Source organism: Bartonella sp. bp_1, from assembly GCF_055808085.1.
This window is the reverse complement of the sequence record NZ_CM147851.1, coordinates 398,274-415,107: the sequence shown is the minus strand read 5'-3', so window position 1 is coordinate 415,107 and position 16,834 is coordinate 398,274. Positions and strand designations below refer to the sequence as shown.

Below are 16,834 nucleotides of genomic sequence, written 5' to 3'. Positions count from 1 at the left end.
ATTATGACCGACAATATATTAACAAGCGGTGACTTTACGCAAAATGAAGAACCTTTTGCCCTTTTTGCCCAATGGCTTGAAGATGCGACAGCCAGTGAACTCAACGACCCCAATGCCATGGCGCTGGCGACAGTTGATAAAACGGGACTGCCGGATGTCCGCATGGTGTTGCTCAAAGGTTTTAATGCCGACGGTTTTGTCTTCTACACTAATTATGAAAGCCGCAAGGGACAGGAAATACTGGGCTCAATGAAAGCGGCTCTTTGCTTCCATTGGAAAAGCCTGCGTCGTCAGGTACGCATACGCGGTATTGTCGAAAAGGTCAGCGATCAGGAAGCCGATGAATATTATAATTCACGCGCGCGCGGTAGCCGCATTGGCGCATGGGCATCCAAACAGTCACGTCCGCTTGAAAGTCGCTTTGCTCTGGAAAAGGCTGTTGCCGAATATACAGCCAAATATGCCATTGGCTCTATTCCACGCCCACCCTATTGGTCCGGTTTCCGCATTCGTCCAAGCTTCATCGAATTCTGGCATGATCGGCCATTTCGCCTGCATGACCGCGTTCTGTTTACACGTGAAGATGTGGCAAGCACAGACTGGAATAAAGAACGGCTTTATCCATAATGAAAAAACTTGTCCGTGTTTTATTATTTCTCTCCATGGGGCCGTTTGGCGGTTTTGCCAAGGCCGATCCGCTTTATGATCAATGCCTTAATGAAAATCCCTATGGCACAAATGTCGATTGAGGATCCTGCGGCGGCGAATATATTGAGCGTATAGACAAGCAATTAAACGCCACCTGGAAAATCATCCTTTCCAGTTATGAAGGCCATGCAAAAGCTGATGAAATCCGCAAAAGCCTAATTGCAGAACAACGCGCATGGATCGCTTACAAAGAAAATGTTTGTGATATTTTCTCAAGCGGCTATTGGGGCCGTGAAGGACAGGTCTTAGGTGGACCGTTATGCCAAGCCAAGCTGATTGAAGATCGTATTGATGAACTGCGCTATTTTTACTGTTTTGATGATAAATGTGGATTTGACAGACAGCTAGAAGCTGACTTCAGCGACACCGAAAACCTAGAGTCAACAATTCAACGTCTTGAAACCCCACCCACAAAACCGACTGACTCTGATGATAAAACAAGCGTAGAAGATGATGCAGAATTGATGAAATAATATGGTATCGACCTCAAAAAAGATGCCGAACGTGACCGTATACGCTTTGATAGCTTTAAGAATAAAGCTTGCCGTTTCTTTGATTTTCTCGACGAGACAGTAGAAAATCATTATCGCAAATCGCTCTGAATCAGCGCCATTATAGACCATCGCATCACCCAGATGGATTTTGATCCTTATAGCACCCAAATCATATATGGCAGCTATGCCAATCTCGGACATCTCTTGCAAAAAGATAACTGGATTTTTGGTTGTGACCAGAGTTTTACATGCACAGCGATAGGCTATCCTGCCATTGAAGATGCCTATGATAAAGGCCAATATATCCGCATTCGCTGGCAATATAATAGCAATACTGCCCCTGACATCCGCTTTGTGGTCGCAAGTTATGACGACAAAGTACAAAATGGACGTTTTAGTTATTCATTTTCTCAAAACAAAACTGACTTCCCGCTTGTTCAAGAAAAAGCCGACGCCCCCATCATCATGGCCGCTCATATCGAGACCAATAAGGCAGAAGACTTTTTACAGATACTGCTCAAAGATAGCCAGCTCGATTTCGGCCTAGAAAACGAGGATATGCCAGTATCACATCTTGATCTGAAACCCTTTGTCGAATTTTATGAAGGCCAGAAGGAGAATGTCGATAAACTTTATGGTCAAGAACAGGCGCAATTGCCACATCTTCAGGCCATGACATTCAAAACCACCATCTTGCAAAAACCCAAGCCGCAAGATGAATATGATGCATGTTTTCAATCAAAATCCAATGATTACAGCCTCAACGCTGCCAATGGCGATGAATTTGAAGTGCGATGTTATGATGCCAATTCTTTTGCTACATCCCCAGTTAATCGCGGTTTTTTTCATGTTCTTTATACCTTCGGAAAAAACGCAATAACAAACACACCTATATTTGATAATAAGACCAATTGGCGCCCACAGCAGGATTGGCCGCAACAGACGATGTTGCGGGATATCTATTTTGACCACAACGAGCTTCACTCTTTCCACCGTTTTGGCCCTAACAATGATTGCGGACGTGATTATGGCTTTGCCTATGACGGCAAGATATGGCGCTTGAGTTCATACCGGTCAATGCCGAAATGCGCTCTTATTATCATCGAAGACTGGCCGGTACTTTACCGCTCGATACTTAATCAACTGAAAAAACCATAAATATGAAATTGAAAACCAGTCCTGCAAAAATCAGCAAGCCGGTAATATTGTTGGAGCGAAACAGTCGCAAACACTGCTCATTGTCATCAATATCCAAAACAATGATCTGCACCATCATATGGACACTGCCTGCTACAAGCCCGAGATAGGCGATTGCACCAATATCTGCCATTATATAGGCAAACAGGGCACAAAGGACAAAGGCGCCATAAAGCACGAATAGAACCGGTTTTGTGTTGCGGTCAAACAATCTGGCGGTTGAACGTACACCGACAATGGCATCATCTTCCTTATCCTGATGGGCGTAGATGGTGTCATAGCCTATTGTCCACATGATAGCGCCAACATAAAGATAAAAAGCCGAAACCGAGAGCGTACCATAAAAAGCAGCCCAACCGACCAAAGCACCCCAATTGAAAGCAAAGCCCAAGAACAATTGCGGCCAGTCGGTAAAGCGTTTCATGAAAGGATAGATAAAAACAATAACAAGCGAGGCAATTCCCAGAACAATCGTGAACCAATTGAATTGCAGCAAAATGACGAAACCGACCAAGGCCTGTGCAACCATAAATATTTTGGCCTGCAAACGTGACACTTGACCAGATGGCAATGGTCTTGAGCGGGTGCGATCAACCAGATCATCAATTTTTTGATCAACCAGATCATTCCATGTACAACCGGCACCGCGCATCACAAAAGCACCAAGCCAGAACAGAACCAGCGCATAGACAAGCCAAAGATAGGTCGAGCTGTTATAATAAACAGGATTTTGAGTGGCATTGATGGCCATCATCACGCTCCAAAAACACGGCCACATCAACAGCTGCCAGCCAATTGGCCGATCCCAGCGCGCCAATTGCGCATAAGGCCATATAGAACGGGGCAAAACACGATAGACCCAATGACCGGACGGAGCATCTTTGACCACGCCCTGCATGTCGCGCGACTGGACTGTTGAATGATTTTCGGTGTTTTTCGACACTTTATGAAACCTTTGACCTTGAAGAAGGGCCTATTCATTTCTAGAAGATGCTTACTTACTTATTTTCTCGCAGAGGAGCAAGCAATGAAAGTTTTTCTTATCGGCTCGGGCGGACGTGAACATGCATTGGCATGGAAAATCAGCCAATCCCCGCTTTTAACAAAACTTTATTGCGCGCCCGGCAATCCCGGCATTGCCCAATCGGCAGAACTGGTCACGGTCAATATCAACGACCATCGAGAAATTACCGCCTTTTGCAAGGATAAACAGATTGATCTCGTTATAGTCGGCCCGGAAGCCCCTCTGGTTGAGGGACTGGCCGATTCATTAAAAGCCGAAGGCATCAAAGTTTTCGGCCCTTCAAAAGCGGCTGCACAATTGGAAGGCTCCAAAGGCTTCACCAAAGATATATGTGCCAAAAACAATGTACCAAGCGGATATTATGCACGTTTTCACAATCCTACCGATGCCAAAGCCTACATCGAGGAAAAAGGAGCGCCGATTGTCGTCAAGGCCGATGGACTGGCCGCCGGCAAAGGCGTGGTTGTCGCCATGGATAAACATGAGGCCTTGGCAGCCGTTGACGCCTGTTTTAATGGCGCATTCGGATCAGCCGGAACTGAAGTCGTTGTCGAAGAATATCTTGACGGCGAAGAAGCTAGCTTCTTTTGTCTTTGCGATGGCGAAAAGGCGCTTATTCTCGGCTCGGCCCAAGACCATAAACGCGTAAGCGATGGTGACACCGGCCCGAACACCGGCGGTATGGGTGCCTACACACCAGCCCCCGTCATGACTGCGTCCATAGAGGAACGCGCTCTGCACGAAATTGTCGAACCAACCTTAAAAGGCATGAAAGCCATCGGGGCTCCTTTTGTTGGTGTACTTTTTGTCGGCCTGATGATTACAAAAAAAGGACCAGAGGTGATTGAATACAATGTCCGTTTCGGTGATCCTGAATGTCAGGTCCTGATGATGCGGCTTGAAAGCGATCTGCTGGAATTGCTGTTGGCCGCCGTTGACGGCAATCTGGATCAAGTCAAACCGGTCTGGTCGGATGATGCTGTCCTTACCGTGGTAATGGCAGCAGAAAATTACCCTGACGCCCCCATCAAAGGTACTATCATTAAAGGTGTGGAAGCTGCTGACGCGCTTGAAAATGTTAAAATTTTCCAAGCCGGAACAACCTTGAAAGACGGGCAATTAATTGCCAATGGCGGACGGGTTCTTAACGTGACAGCAAGGGGAAAAACAGTCAAGGAAGCGCAAAAGCGCGCTTATGAGGCCATTACAAAAATCGACTGGCCAGGCGGCTTCTATCGCCATGATATCGGCTGGCGGGCTGTTGCACGGGAAAAATAATCAGCTTTTGGCAATGCCTTTTTTATTACCCTTTTGCGGTGGCACAATTTCGCGTGCCAATATTTCACGCAAATCTTTGAGCTGCTCATCGGACAAAGCCGATTTCGGCACAATATTGAACTTGTCATCATTAAGATAAAGCGCCAAAGCGGTGGGATAATCACGCCAATTATAAAATAAACGGAAAGGATAGGTTCCCCTGATATAGGAGCTACGGATAGCAAGCGCCCTATCATCCCAATATAGCGTTTGTGACAGACCGATCTGCCGATCATTCTTCAATAAACGACGGATACCCCGCGGCACAAGGATATAAACATTAAAGGCCAGAAGGGCAGCAATAATGCCAAGATAGACCAACGCTGTCTTGAATACCGAACGCCCCCAATGTTGGGTCCAATCCATCCCGTCTATAGCAATAACCACAGCAATAACCAGCACCAGACACAGCGTCCAGATATAAAACATCTTACGCAATGTCTTGGGCGTGACACTTTTGCGCTGATAATGCGATTTCAACGCATTCAACGCCTCTTCTTCGGTCAATGTAAATGTCACGCTGCGATTCATCAAAGCCCCCTTTGATATCCTCTACAATTAAAAGTAGGGAAAAGTAAACGCCTTACAACCGCGTCTACATGCATCATATCCAATTAAGTACGTTTGGTAATTTTTGTGGTAATGATTTGACGGAACATTTCTATCTGTTCACCGCTCATAGCGCGCTTTGGGATAGTAAAAAATTCGTCTTCGTCCATGTAGAGCAGAAATAGCTCCTCCCCCTCTTCATAGCTATAAAAACGGCTCCACTCGCAAAACAGATCATCTGGTAAATTCCAATAATAGATACCTTCCCCATCCCATATATAAGATATGGGATCACGACGATCAGGCTCATTTTTAAACAGCCTCTTGATGCGAAGAGGAATAAGATATTTAAGCCAATATTGATAACCTGCCACGAAACAGCCAATGACAAAGGGCCAAAACGCAATAGCAAAGCCTGTCTTTACAGGATCCCAAGGACCGTCTTTTGCCATTTTATAAAGAAAGAAAAGCCAAAAAGCAAAAGCACATACACCATAGAATAAGAGCTTCTTCCTGCCTATCCACGCGATCTTGCGATCCAGTCGCGCCGCATCAACAAGATCGCTTTCACTTAAGGTGAAGCCGCTTATTTGTCGTGGCGTCAAATGCTTGCGCCATACAACACCCATCCCATCCGGCATACCGTATTGACGGCATTTCTCCCATATATCCAAACTATATTGCGATGGCTCAGCCAATTCTTCAAAGCCTTGGGCCTTAAAATACATTTCGTTGGAGCCGGTATGACGTTCTTCTGCAAAAACAAGAGCTTCCAACCCCAATAAATAAGCCAATTTTTCTGCAATAGCTAAAAAATTTGACCGTATCTTATGATCATAAGCATTCGGCTTGATAATGAGTGTGCTGATATCAAGCACTTTTTCATATTGAACCGCAATCATATAGCCGACCGGCTGTTGATCAACTTCGGCCAGCAATATCTGACTCGCTTCAACAAATGGCAGGAAAGCATCTTCCTTCGGCAAGGGCATATTAAAAACCCACTGCATATCATCAAGCAAACGGAAGCGCTCTCGAAAAGTCTCATAAACAGAACATAGCGCCTGCACATCTTCTTTTTTTGCCGTCCGAATGGTCCATGGCGTGTTCATCCCGTCTCTCCACTCTTGATCCATTTGATCATGGCAAAACGTTTTTGCATAGACAAGCCCTTGGCCTCTTGTTGGCACCAATGTATTTCAAGATAAGCAGGCCTAGTAACACCCTCATCATAGCCATGACAGCGATAGAACATTTCATTGAACTTGATGTTGTGAAAAGTAATAAGCGTCAGTGCCGCAAGTCTCTTTTCACGCGCAACGGTTTCAGCCTTTTTAAGTAAGGCAGAGCCTATGCCCATTTTCTGGTGTTCGCTTGCGACCACCAGTTCCGCTATATAAAGCTGTGACGGATAGGTAAGCAGAATGATAAAGCCGACAGGCTGCGTCCCAATCTGAGCGATATATTCATCACCCGCTTCTATATAAGTGATATGGTCGCTTTTTGACATCACCGCATCATCGGCGATCCATTCAAGCCCTTTAACTGTCAAAAAAGCCCGATTGCTTGAACGCTCTATAGAAGGCAGAAAAGCCGCGTCATCCAACGCGGCCTTTCTGATTCTTACAATATTATTCATCAACCCAGCATGATCTGATTATTGATCATCAGCTTGATACCGAGTGAAGCGCCGCGGCAACGCAGCATGAAACTTTTTTTTGTCTTGGCCTGTGTACGGGCAAAGAAATGTTCCAAGGGAGAACGATCCTTAACCGGTGTTATATATCCATCTTCATTCAACAATAACATCGGCAGATCATAGGTATCAGACCACAAACGCCAATCCAGCAATACATCATCGAGATCACGCGAGACAAGCAATGGAATGCACAGATCCTTTTGCTCATGCAAAAGCTCCAATGCGACAGCATTGTGACCATCTTCACCCGCCACAATGCGTGCTGCCACCCCTTTAAACTGATGAGCGGGAATAATTCGCGACAAGCTTGTTGCAGCACAATCATGTAAGCCAGTAATAGTGGCCCCACGCTCATTCAGCGCACATGTCAACACGCGATTTTTTTCAAGCGTGTCATAAATGACAGTCTGCGGTAAATGACAAGGGTCAAGACGATGTACCTGCCCTGCTTTTACGTGGTTTGCCCAAAGATTGGCCATTGATATCCCCAATACTGTTTAAATAAGTTGAGCCAGATTAGGCGCAAACAGTTACCGGGACCGTTAAAAGGTTAGGTTAAAAAATCCTTTGTTTCACTCGTGGTTATCAAAAGGCAAACAAAAAGTTTTTGATCCGTTAAGACCAGAGGAAAAAACAGGCCATTATAGAACTTTGCCAGGGTTCATAATATTAAGTGGATCGAAAAGCTGCTTGATATCACGCATCAAGCTAACAGCAACCGGTGACTTGAAAGCAACCAATTCCTCACGCTTTAATTGGCCGATACCATGTTCAGCCGAAAATGCACCGTGAAAGCGCATAACAAGCGTATGGATGCGATGATTCATTTCTGCCCAAAGTGATAGAAATTCCTGTTTATCCATATCTACCGGCTGGCTGACATTATAATGCAAATTGCCATCTCCCATATGTCCGAAACAGACAATGCGCGCACCCGGCGCCAACGACTGGATGACGGGGGCAGCTTGTGCAATAAAATCGGGAATGGAAGCAACCGGCACAGAAATATCATGTTTGATCGAACCACCATGTTGCTTTTGTGCCGGTGACATTTCCTCACGCAGGCGCCAAAAATCCTTTTGCTGAGCAATACTCGCGGCAATCGCCGCATCCTCAACAATCGCTCCGTTCAAGGCATGTTCCAATATTGCCTGTAATTGTTCATCGGCATCCGCTTCATCCTGATGAGAGGAAAGCTCGATCAAGACATACCATGGATAGGTTGCAGTAAGCGGGTCGCGTATATCGGAGCAATATTGCAATGTCATTTCCATGCCAACCTGCGCCATCAGTTCAAAACCGGTCAACATGCCACCTGTTTGCTCCCGTGCATGCTGGAACAGGGAAAGTGCATGAAACGGACTTTTAACTCCGACAAAGGCTACAGCCTTACCCTTAGGCTTCGGAAAAAGCTTCATTACAGCCGCTGTAATAATGCCAAGGGTACCTTCCGCACCAATAAACATATCTTTGAGGTCATAACCGCTATTATCCTTTTTAACATAGCGCAGATCATCAAGAATACGCCCATCCGGTAAGACCACTTCCAGCCCCAGACAAAGTTCACGCGTGTTGCCATAAGCAAGCACATTGGTGCCGCCAGCATTGGATGAAAGATTTCCGCCAATCTGGCAGGAGCCTTCCGCCCCGAGTGAAAGAGGAAAAAACCTTCCTGCCTGCTCTGCAGCTTCCTGCAAATTTTGTAAAATAACACCAGCCTCGACCAATGCCAGATTGCCTTCGCTATCAATTGAGCGGATTTTATTCATTTTTGACATGGAGACAAGAACAGCATGCCCACTATCATCCGGTTGCTGTGCTCCGACAAGACCGGTATTGCCGCCTTGTGGTACAATCGGCGTTTTAGACTCGCTGGCCAATTTCATAATAGCCGAAACCTGCTGTGTATTCTGCGGGCGTAAGACCAAGGCAGCACGCCCGTGATAAAGTCCGCGCTGTTCTTCCAGATAGGATTGCAGATCATCCTGCAAGATATGTTCGCTACCGACAATCGCTTTAAAAGCGTCAACCAGAGTCTTATCCATTCTCTACATCCCTCGGTGCTGCCGCGCGCGTGAGCCGATCATTGATCGCCTCACCCAACCCGCGCATGGGCACTGGCTCAACAGCAATGCTAACGGGCTTGCTCTCATCAAGCTTTTTCAAATAGGAAAACAAATGATGGGCCGCCTCCTCGACATCCCCCTGTTCACTCAAATTGAGGCATTGAACAGCCTTTTCAGCCCCTCTAATGCGCGTTGCACCAAAAGCCAGCAGGGCTTCGCCATCATAAAGTTCTGTTGCATGGATGCGCACCTTGGCATGTGGTGCATAATGCGACTGCAGCATACCCGGTGCCTCAATAGCAGCACGCTGGTCGACGCGTTTCAATTTCTTACCCGTTTGCTGTTCTATATCCTCAGCGGCAAGTCCACCCGGACGCAGCAGATAGATATCATTGCCATCGACTTTGACAATGGTTGATTCAACACCAACACCGCAATCACCACCATCAAGAATAAGAGCAATTCTGTCCCCCAGATCACCCTTAACATTTTCGGCATTGGTCGGACTGAGCCTACCCGAGCGATTGGCACTGGGCGCGGCCAACGGACGACCGAAGCGCGCGACAATATGAGCAAATGCCCCCTTAGGATTGCGAACGGCCAATGTACCAAGACCAGCTGTTGTCAATGGATGAATATCCGCGCCTTTTTTTAAAGGCAGCACCAGCGTCAAAGGCCCCGGCCAATAGGCATCCATCAGCTTTTTTGACAACGGATCAATTTCAACATATCGCGCCGCCATGGCTTGATCGCTTACATGGGCAATCAACGGATTGAATTGTGGCCGGCCCTTGGTCGCAAAAATTGCAGCAACCGCTTGACCATTGGTTGCATCACCCGCAAGGCCGTAAACGGTTTCTGTCGGCAAGGCCACCAATTCTCCCTTGCTCAAAGCCACGACACATTGATCAATTGCAGTATCAGAAAGGAAGAGAACCGTCATTGGCCATCATCCTGATAATGACCTTTGATCGGTGAAAAAGAATAACGATGCAAAGCCGGCACAGGGCCATGGGCGGCAATAGCATTACGATGTTTGAGCGCAGCATAACCGGCATGATTTTCAAAGCCATAGGCCGGATAGACCGCCCCTGCCTTTTCCATCATCCGGTCACGCATGACTTTGGCAACAATTGAGGCCGCAGCAATGGACAATGAGCGTCCGTCACCCTTGATCCACGCTTCTGCCGGACATGGCAGCCCCGGCGGAATATCACGCCCATCCACCAACACATAGTCAGCGGTAATATTCAAAGATACAACGGAACGGCGCATAGCCTCAAGCGCAGCCTTGCGAATATCACTCCTGTCAATCGAACGGGCACAAAGAGAAGCAAAAGCAACAGAACGGGCTTTCAATAAAATCTCGTCATAAAGAACAGCACGCTTTTTAGCCGTCAGTTTTTTGGAATCATTAAGCCCGACAGGCAGATTTTGCGGATCCAGAATAACTGCAGCCGTCACCACCGGACCAGCCAAAGGTCCACGCCCGACTTCATCAACGCCGGCAACATTGTGAAAACCACGTTCAATCGCACGTAATTCACCCGAAAAATCAGGTCCCGCATTTTCATCAAAAATTGGCAAAAGAGGTATATTGGCACGCATATTGATGTTTTGACACCGGATAAAGCCAATAGCAAGAGGTGAATAATTTCAAAACAATGTCAATTGCTGCGGAAAACTAATCGGCGGCGTAAAATGGCTGCAATCGAGAGAAAAACTTCTTTTATTCAACCCCAAACGGGCGGCCGCCAACCGGAAACGCTTGGCAACCAGCTCTGCGAAAGGCCCATCACCACGCATACGGGTTTTCCAATTCGCATCATAATCCTTGCCGCCGCGCATATCGCGCACCAACTGCATAACGCGGCGATAACGATCGGGACACTCGCGAAGCAACCAATCACGAAACAAAGGCGCAACCTCAAACGGCAACCGTAACATGACAAAACCGGCACCAGTTGCGCCATGGTCACGGGCAGCTTCCAATATTTGCTCGATTTCATGATCATTAAGACCGGGAATGATCGGCGCCACCATAACAGAAACCGGAACTCCTACTTTTGCCAATGCCTCAATCGCCTTGAGACGGCGTAATGGCGTAGAAGCACGTGGCTCCATCGTACGGGCCAAACGCCGATCCAATGTTGTTATAGATAGAGCAACGCGCACCAAACGGCGTTCGGCCATAGCTCCAAGGAGATCAATATCGCGCATGATGAGCGCCGATTTTGTTACGATAGCAACCGGATGATGAGCACGATTGAGCACTTCTAAAATCTCTCGCATGATCAACCAATCTTTTTCTATCGGTTGATAAGGATCTGTATTGGTACCGATCGCAATGGTTTTCGGTTTGTAACCGGATTTGGAAATTTCTCTTTCAAGCAAACGTGCGGCATCAGGCTTGGCAAAAAGCTTCGATTCAAAGTCCAATCCGGCCGACAACCCCATATAGGCATGGGTCGGACGGGCAAAACAATAGATACAGCCGTGTTCACAACCACGATACGGATTGATAGATCGTTCAAAGGAAATATCAGGCGATGTATTGGTCGAAATAATAGTACGGGCTTTTTCTGCCTGCACCGATGTTTTTAAAGAGGCAGATACTTCCCCTTGCCAGCCATCATCGAAACTTTGAGCCTTGAGCGTTTCAAAACGGCCAACCGGATTGATACCGGCGCCGCGTCCACGTCGGCTTTCTTGCGCCGCACGCAGCCCTGAATCCTCGACGAATTGATCTGCAAATTCGCGCATATCACAACTGAAAGCGGCGATATCAGCCGTTTTCATCGTCTCTACCAATTCAGGATCAATTGCTGTTCTTTTCATGCTTTGTATCTAGCAAAACAAAAAGAACAAAACAAGAACAATTATTTTCTAGCGTTCATTCAATCTTGGTATCAACAGAACCAGATTATGCGGTTTCTGGCGGATATCGAGTTCACCTTTCAAGATACCGTCCCACGCATCTTTTACTGCGCCGGTTGAACCCGGCAGGCAAAAAACAAAAGTACCATTAATCAAACCTGCTGTGGCGCGTGACTGTATGGTGACAACACCGATGGTCTGATAGGAAAGCTGATGGAAGAGTGTCGAAAATCCATCCATCTTCTTTTCAAATAACGGCTCAACCGCTTCCGGCGTAATATCACGTCCGGTAAAGCCGGTACCACCGGTCGTAATAATAATCTGGATCGATGGATCGTCCGCCCATTGTCTGACCTTGGCACGGATATCGGCAATCTCGTCACGTACAATCTCACGCGCGGCCAATTGATGACCTGCTTTTGTCACTCGATCCGACAATATATCACCAGAACGGTCATCAACCTTTTGTCTTGTATCTGAAATAGTCAGCACCGCAATATTCAAGGGCTGAAAAGATATTGTTTCGTCAATAAAATTCACCGCGTCATTCATGATCTTTTTCCATAGCCGTGTTCTTTACTTCACCAGCCAGTTCGGAAAACGCCGTTCCATCTGTCTTGATAGCCTGTACAAACCAGTCAGGGTGATCATGCTTTATTCTTTTACCGGCCTCAGTTGCATGGGCAATATCTTTATAAATACCGAAGCAGGTTGCGCCTGAACCCGACATGCGAGCAAAAAGCGCACCGCTTTTCTTAATGACGGTTAAAACCGTTTTCAATTCTGGTGCAATTTTCAAGGCTGGCTCAAACAGATCATTACGGGTTTTACCTAGTAACGCGACCAGCTCCTCCAGCGTCGTATAGGCAATCTTATCAAAGACAATCGGATCACAGTCCCTTTTTTCCAGAAGTTTAAAAATCTGTGGCGTCGATATTTCCTGTCCATGATTGACGATCACCATAGGAATAGAACAGGCTTTATCCAAAAAGGTCATCTTTTCACCAACGCCGGTTACACGCATGGCTTTATTGTACATCAAAGATGAAAGGCACATTGGCACATCGGCCCCTAACTGCAACCCGATTTTCGAAAGTGCGTCAAAAGAGCTCTCAAGACGCCAATAATTATTAAGCATGAAAATAACCGAAGCCGCATCACCTGATCCTCCACCAATGCCGGAAGCCAAAGGCAAATTTTTGGTCAACCGAAACCAGACCGGTCTTGCCTGATCAGGAAAGGCCGCACGCATCAATTCTCGCGCACGTACAACCAGATTATCATGTCCGGTTGAAAGCCCTTCGGCAAAGGGACCATCCAGACCAAAATCATCCTTTTCAACGGGATCAGACCTATATTGTAGCAAGTCGCCCGAACGGGAAAAATCCACAATGCTGTCAAGCAAATGATAACCATCATCGCTCTGCCCCGTTACATGCAGCGCGAGATTGATCTTGATCGGTGTAAAAACAATCTGATGATTTTCAGACAGGCATTTGGCCATGGATCCTGTTAATCCCGTATAACACGATACTCGCCGGTTTCCGGATCCTGCACTAGGGTTCCCTTGGCACCATTACGCTTTTCAGCGCGCACACGCTCAAGACGCTGAGCAACACGCTGGCTTTCACGCTTATAAACCTTATAGGCATAAAGAGCCGCTGCACAGATAAGACCATAAACGATAAGCCGTCCCATTTTATTCACCTTCGGTTAAAAGCCATCAAGCTTTTTTAATTACAGACAATCCAAGCCAATTTATGGCCATAACCAATAAAATCACAAACCATAACGCGCCCACAAGGCCCGTTCTTCTGCAACCGAGACAATACCCTCAACAGCATGGGCTGCAACACTATCGGCAAAACCAGCAACAACGCCTGCCGGCGTCTTCCGCCCCAATAGACCTTTAGACGCCGAGATAAGGTTAAGCTTGGTTTTTTCACCATAACGGACCTTGATCACACTGCGTAAATCACCAAGATGATCGACCAATCCAAGCGCCTCGCCTTTGATACCAGTCCAGAACATGCCTGTAAAAATGTTCCCGTCATCTTTTAGCTTATCACCGCGCCGCTCTTTGACCAAATTGATAAAGGTTTCATGGATTTCAAGCTGTAGAGCTTTCAAATGATCTATATCGGCCTTCTTTTCCGGTTGGAAAGGATCTAGTGAGACCTTGTTCTTACCAGCCGTATAAACACGCCGTTCAACGCCGATCTTCTTCAATAGTTCCGGAAAACCGAAAGACGAAGAAACAACACCGATAGAACCGACAATCGACGATGGATCGGCAATAATTTCATCCCCCGCACAGGCGATCATATAACCACCTGACGCAGCAACATCCTCGACAAAGACCAGAACCTGCTTCTTATGTTCGTCCGCCAGATCACGGATGCGCTTATAGATAAAACGTGATTGCACCGGCGAACCGCCGGGAGAATTAATAGAAATGGCAACAGCCGGTGCTTCCTTTTGCTGGAATGCCTTTTCAAGCATCTCGGCACAACTAGCAAGAGAAAGGCTTGAACGCAAAGGCGACGAACCTGCCATAATCATACCGGAAAGACGCACAACCGGAATTTCAACATCGTTTGAACGAAAACGACGCGGCACAAGACGTTTCAATAAACCAGCCAAGGCAGCACTCCTATAAAAATAACATTATCTTTCCATTTAAGAACAATTCGCAAAAACACAAGAGCTAGAACAGCCTGCCCTACTATTTATTGTTCCCAAATACCGATCTGACCATTATTAATCGCATCCGCACGAACTGAAAATTTGTCACCATTATCATCATGAATGAAAATAGGCGGCTCAATTGACAAGGCAGCACGGCTTGCACGCTTACCAAAAATCAGAATACGGATAGCCGCAGCGTGCGGCCTTGAATGAAGCGGTATCAGGCGCAAACCACCAAAACGTCCATGCATGGCCATCAAAATATCACTGATCGATTGCGGCCGTGCAATAAGCCCGACAAAACCGCCAGGACGCACAATAGCTGCAGCGGTCCGCAGCCATTTCTCAAACATGTCAGGTTCCATGACATGGGCCAGCGCCTTCACTTCGTCAGGTGTCATGCGGTCATGTGCAGGGTTGAAAGGCGGATTCATAATAGCAAAATCACACGAGCCGTCGAAAAGACCGGCATGGACACGTTTTTTGCCCGTCAACTCCACATCGGCGTGGAGTAATGACAAACGCGGATAAAGCAGCTGATTATCAGGCAATGACAATGTCTGCTTTGCATAAGCAACCATATAGTCGGATTTTTCTACCAGTGTAACATCAGCCTTTTTTACACGTGATGCCACGGCCAGACCTGCCGCACCGGCACCGGCACCAAGATCGACAACCCTACCGCAAAAATCGGAAGGTACCAATCCAGCCAACATCATTGCATCCATACCGGAGCGATGGCCTTTTTTCGGCTGCACCAGAAAAAAGCGTCCGCGATGGAAAGCATCTATGGTCGTCTCAGCACTCAATCACGCAACTCCTGAGCCAATCCGGCATCTTTCAAAATTGTCCGCGCTTCTTGCTCACAAGCTTCATCCACCAACAGCCGACGCTGGATAAAGCCCATTGAGCCTTCCAGAACACTGGTATGGGTATCGGTCACAAAATGCGCAATTCCTGCTTCTTTCATCAGGCTGGAGGCAACAGATAAAATGACAGCATCATTGGTACGGATCAGCTCAATCATCATCGATTCCCCTCGCTTTTTTATAACCTTATCACGTCAATGATACAAAGTTTTACAATATCCAGTATTTTCTATGTCAAGAAAGCTTGGAATTTTGCAAGCCCTCCACTATGGTACGGCCATCATTTTGCAGGAGATTCATGCCTTGGTCGCAGTACAAAAACTTGACACATCCAAACATCAGGCCTCAATTGGAAAGCTGATCGAGCTAACAAAAGCCGATATGGAAAGCGTCAACACACTGATTCGTTCTATGGCCGGCTCCGATGTCGATATGATACCGGAAATCTCGAACCATCTGATTTCTTCAGGTGGAAAACGTCTGCGGCCGATGCTGACACTGGCAACAGCTAAAATGTTCGGTTATCCGGGACAAGGCCACATCAAACTGGCTACAGCCGTTGAATTCATGCATACAGCAACACTGCTTCATGACGATGTCGTCGATGAAAGTGATTTGCGCCGTGGCAAGTCTACGGCGCGTATGATCTGGGGCAATCAGGCCAGCGTTCTTGTAGGTGACTTTCTGTTAGGGCAGGCTTTCAAAATGATGGTCGATGTCGGATCAATGAATGCACTTGCTGTCCTGTCCAATGCGGCATCTGTCATTGCCGAAGGCGAAGTCATGCAGTTGGCAGCCGCCAAACATATGGAAACAACGGAACAAGAATATCTGAAAGTGATCAACGCCAAAACAGCCGCACTCTTTTCAGCCGCTGCCGAAGTCGGCCCGATCATTGCTGCCAAGAATGAAGCAGAGCGCCATGCCATGCGCGAATATGGCACGGCATTAGGACTGGCCTTCCAACTGGTCGATGATGTACTCGATTATGATGGCAATAGCGAAAATCTGGGCAAGAACACCGGTGATGACTTCCGTGAAGGAAAGATCACTTTACCTGTTATTTTAAGCTATGCCCGCGGCAATAAAGAAGAAAAAGAGTTTTGGCGCCAAGCACTGGAAGAAGGGGAAAATGACGATTCTGCCCTTCAACATGCGCTTCAGCTCATGGAAAAACACGGCAGTCTTGCCGATACAATTACCAAGGCACGCCATTATGGCGATGTTGCCTATTCTTGTTTGGATGGACTTGCTGAAAGCCCCTACAAACAAGCTTTATACGATGTCGTAGAGTTTTGTATTTCTCGATTGAACTAATTGAGATGATATTTGACCTATATTTTTTT

The 16,834-nt window shown here is 46.9% G+C and carries 21 protein-coding genes; 6 read left to right on the top strand and 15 right to left on the bottom strand.

The genetic code is table 11. The annotated features are described in order from the left end of the window. The first annotated feature begins 3 nt into the window (after positions 1–3). The 4 genes from pdxH to ACYZ97_RS02075 all read left to right on the top strand — a co-directional run bounded on the left by pdxH (position 4) and on the right by ACYZ97_RS02075 (position 2,360). Positions 4–627, top strand: a complete 624-nt coding sequence (gene pdxH / locus ACYZ97_RS02090; protein WP_473299846.1) for a pyridoxamine 5'-phosphate oxidase — start codon at positions 4–6, stop codon at positions 625–627. Continuing rightward, positions 627–749, top strand: coding sequence for a hypothetical protein (locus ACYZ97_RS02085; RefSeq protein WP_473299845.1), 123 nt, complete (start codon positions 627–629; stop codon positions 747–749). Before pdxH ends, ACYZ97_RS02085 begins: the two co-directional genes overlap by 1 nt. A 21-nt stretch (positions 750–770) precedes the next feature. After that, positions 771–1,181 carry a lysozyme inhibitor LprI family protein gene (locus tag ACYZ97_RS02080; protein WP_473300610.1) on the top strand — a complete coding sequence of 137 codons (411 nt, stop codon included), beginning with the start codon at positions 771–773 and terminating at the stop codon, positions 1,179–1,181. 162 nt (positions 1,182–1,343) lie between these two features. Beyond that, positions 1,344–2,360: a hypothetical protein gene (locus tag ACYZ97_RS02075; protein ID WP_473299844.1), complete on the top strand. Its 1,017-nt coding sequence runs from the start codon at positions 1,344–1,346 to the stop codon at positions 2,358–2,360. Here ACYZ97_RS02075 and ubiA read toward each other — a convergent pair. Further along, the gene (ubiA, locus tag ACYZ97_RS02070) at positions 2,338–3,297 is read right to left on the bottom strand and encodes a 4-hydroxybenzoate octaprenyltransferase (protein WP_473300609.1); all 960 of its coding nucleotides are present in this window, start codon (positions 3,295–3,297) and stop codon (positions 2,338–2,340) included. The two genes, ACYZ97_RS02075 and ubiA, sit on opposite strands and share 23 nt — an antisense overlap. A gap of 129 nt (positions 3,298–3,426) precedes the next feature. On the opposite strand from ubiA, the gene purD reads away from it, so the two are divergent. Then, positions 3,427–4,701: a phosphoribosylamine--glycine ligase gene (gene purD / locus ACYZ97_RS02065; protein ID WP_473299843.1), complete on the top strand. Its 1,275-nt coding sequence runs from the start codon at positions 3,427–3,429 to the stop codon at positions 4,699–4,701. On the opposite strand, the gene ACYZ97_RS02060 is transcribed toward purD, so the two are convergent. From ACYZ97_RS02060 to ACYZ97_RS01995, 14 genes are all read right to left on the bottom strand, one after another. Then, positions 4,702–5,271, bottom strand: coding sequence for a YcxB family protein (locus tag ACYZ97_RS02060; protein WP_473299842.1), 570 nt, complete (start codon positions 5,269–5,271; stop codon positions 4,702–4,704). Between the two features lie 83 nt (positions 5,272–5,354). Continuing rightward, on the bottom strand, positions 5,355–6,401 hold the full coding sequence (locus ACYZ97_RS02055) for a YcxB family protein (RefSeq protein ID WP_473299841.1): 1,047 nt from the start codon (positions 6,399–6,401) through the stop codon (positions 5,355–5,357). Then, the gene (locus ACYZ97_RS02050; RefSeq protein ID WP_473299840.1) at positions 6,398–6,928 is read right to left on the bottom strand and encodes a GNAT family N-acetyltransferase; all 531 of its coding nucleotides are present in this window, start codon (positions 6,926–6,928) and stop codon (positions 6,398–6,400) included. The genes ACYZ97_RS02055 and ACYZ97_RS02050 overlap by 4 nt, the downstream gene beginning before the upstream one ends. Then, complete coding sequence (locus ACYZ97_RS02045; protein ID WP_473299839.1) at positions 6,928–7,467, bottom strand: DUF6101 family protein; 540 nt, start codon at positions 7,465–7,467, stop codon at positions 6,928–6,930. Before ACYZ97_RS02045 ends, ACYZ97_RS02050 begins: the two co-directional genes overlap by 1 nt. Before the next feature lie 162 nt (positions 7,468–7,629). Continuing rightward, positions 7,630–9,033, bottom strand: coding sequence for an FAD-binding oxidoreductase (locus ACYZ97_RS02040; RefSeq protein ID WP_473299838.1), 1,404 nt, complete (start codon positions 9,031–9,033; stop codon positions 7,630–7,632). Then, entirely contained in the window at positions 9,026–9,997 is a 972-nt protein-coding gene (locus ACYZ97_RS02035) for an L-threonylcarbamoyladenylate synthase (protein ID WP_473299837.1), read from the bottom strand. Before ACYZ97_RS02035 ends, ACYZ97_RS02040 begins: the two co-directional genes overlap by 8 nt. Continuing rightward, complete coding sequence (locus tag ACYZ97_RS02030; protein WP_473299836.1) at positions 9,994–10,662, bottom strand: ribonuclease HII; 669 nt, start codon at positions 10,660–10,662, stop codon at positions 9,994–9,996. The genes ACYZ97_RS02035 and ACYZ97_RS02030 overlap by 4 nt, the downstream gene beginning before the upstream one ends. A 48-nt stretch (positions 10,663–10,710) precedes the next feature. Then, complete coding sequence (locus ACYZ97_RS02025) at positions 10,711–11,892, bottom strand: PA0069 family radical SAM protein (protein WP_473299835.1); 1,182 nt, start codon at positions 11,890–11,892, stop codon at positions 10,711–10,713. A gap of 48 nt (positions 11,893–11,940) precedes the next feature. Continuing rightward, positions 11,941–12,483 (bottom strand): molybdenum cofactor biosynthesis protein B, encoded by a 543-nt coding sequence (gene moaB / locus ACYZ97_RS02020; protein WP_473299834.1) that lies wholly within the window; start codon positions 12,481–12,483, stop codon positions 11,941–11,943. Beyond that, positions 12,476–13,435, bottom strand: coding sequence for a 4-(cytidine 5'-diphospho)-2-C-methyl-D-erythritol kinase (locus tag ACYZ97_RS02015; protein WP_473299833.1), 960 nt, complete (start codon positions 13,433–13,435; stop codon positions 12,476–12,478). The genes moaB and ACYZ97_RS02015 overlap by 8 nt, the downstream gene beginning before the upstream one ends. 8 nt (positions 13,436–13,443) lie before the next feature. Further along, positions 13,444–13,629 carry a hypothetical protein gene (locus ACYZ97_RS02010; protein ID WP_473299832.1) on the bottom strand — a complete coding sequence of 62 codons (186 nt, stop codon included), beginning with the start codon at positions 13,627–13,629 and terminating at the stop codon, positions 13,444–13,446. 81 nt (positions 13,630–13,710) lie between these two features. Continuing rightward, complete coding sequence (locus tag ACYZ97_RS02005) at positions 13,711–14,574, bottom strand: S49 family peptidase (RefSeq protein ID WP_473299831.1); 864 nt, start codon at positions 14,572–14,574, stop codon at positions 13,711–13,713. 86 nt (positions 14,575–14,660) lie between these two features. Then, a complete protein-coding gene (locus ACYZ97_RS02000) occupies positions 14,661–15,428 on the bottom strand; it encodes a tRNA1(Val) (adenine(37)-N6)-methyltransferase (RefSeq protein ID WP_473299830.1) in 768 nt (255 codons plus the stop codon). Continuing rightward, positions 15,425–15,646 (bottom strand): putative signal transducing protein, encoded by a 222-nt coding sequence (locus ACYZ97_RS01995; protein WP_473300608.1) that lies wholly within the window; start codon positions 15,644–15,646, stop codon positions 15,425–15,427. The genes ACYZ97_RS02000 and ACYZ97_RS01995 overlap by 4 nt, the downstream gene beginning before the upstream one ends. 145 nt (positions 15,647–15,791) lie before the next feature. Here ACYZ97_RS01995 and ACYZ97_RS01990 point away from each other — a divergent pair, with 145 nt between their 5' ends. After that, a complete protein-coding gene (locus tag ACYZ97_RS01990; protein ID WP_473300607.1) occupies positions 15,792–16,805 on the top strand; it encodes a polyprenyl synthetase family protein in 1,014 nt (337 codons plus the stop codon). Positions 16,806–16,834: the final 29 nt, after the last annotated feature.

Coding starts and splice junctions, on each gene's coding strand:
- pdxH (WP_473299846.1), top strand. CDS start 4: ATGACCGACAATATATTAACAAGCGGTGACTTTACGCAAAATGAAGAA.
- ACYZ97_RS02085 (WP_473299845.1), top strand. CDS start 627: ATGAAAAAACTTGTCCGTGTTTTATTATTTCTCTCCATGGGGCCGTTT.
- ACYZ97_RS02075 (WP_473299844.1), top strand. CDS start 1,344: ATGGATTTTGATCCTTATAGCACCCAAATCATATATGGCAGCTATGCC.
- ubiA (WP_473300609.1), bottom strand. CDS start 3,297: ATGCAGGGCGTGGTCAAAGATGCTCCGTCCGGTCATTGGGTCTATCGT.
- purD (WP_473299843.1), top strand. CDS start 3,427: ATGAAAGTTTTTCTTATCGGCTCGGGCGGACGTGAACATGCATTGGCA.
- ACYZ97_RS02060 (WP_473299842.1), bottom strand. CDS start 5,271: ATGAATCGCAGCGTGACATTTACATTGACCGAAGAAGAGGCGTTGAAT.
- ACYZ97_RS02055 (WP_473299841.1), bottom strand. CDS start 6,401: ATGAACACGCCATGGACCATTCGGACGGCAAAAAAAGAAGATGTGCAG.
- ACYZ97_RS02050 (WP_473299840.1), bottom strand. CDS start 6,928: ATGAATAATATTGTAAGAATCAGAAAGGCCGCGTTGGATGACGCGGCT.
- ACYZ97_RS02045 (WP_473299839.1), bottom strand. CDS start 7,467: ATGGCCAATCTTTGGGCAAACCACGTAAAAGCAGGGCAGGTACATCGT.
- ACYZ97_RS02040 (WP_473299838.1), bottom strand. CDS start 9,033: ATGGATAAGACTCTGGTTGACGCTTTTAAAGCGATTGTCGGTAGCGAA.
- ACYZ97_RS02035 (WP_473299837.1), bottom strand. CDS start 9,997: ATGACGGTTCTCTTCCTTTCTGATACTGCAATTGATCAATGTGTCGTG.
- ACYZ97_RS02030 (WP_473299836.1), bottom strand. CDS start 10,662: ATGCGTGCCAATATACCTCTTTTGCCAATTTTTGATGAAAATGCGGGA.
- ACYZ97_RS02025 (WP_473299835.1), bottom strand. CDS start 11,892: ATGAAAAGAACAGCAATTGATCCTGAATTGGTAGAGACGATGAAAACG.
- moaB (WP_473299834.1), bottom strand. CDS start 12,483: ATGAATGACGCGGTGAATTTTATTGACGAAACAATATCTTTTCAGCCC.
- ACYZ97_RS02015 (WP_473299833.1), bottom strand. CDS start 13,435: ATGGCCAAATGCCTGTCTGAAAATCATCAGATTGTTTTTACACCGATC.
- ACYZ97_RS02010 (WP_473299832.1), bottom strand. CDS start 13,629: ATGGGACGGCTTATCGTTTATGGTCTTATCTGTGCAGCGGCTCTTTAT.
- ACYZ97_RS01995 (WP_473300608.1), bottom strand. CDS start 15,646: ATGATTGAGCTGATCCGTACCAATGATGCTGTCATTTTATCTGTTGCC.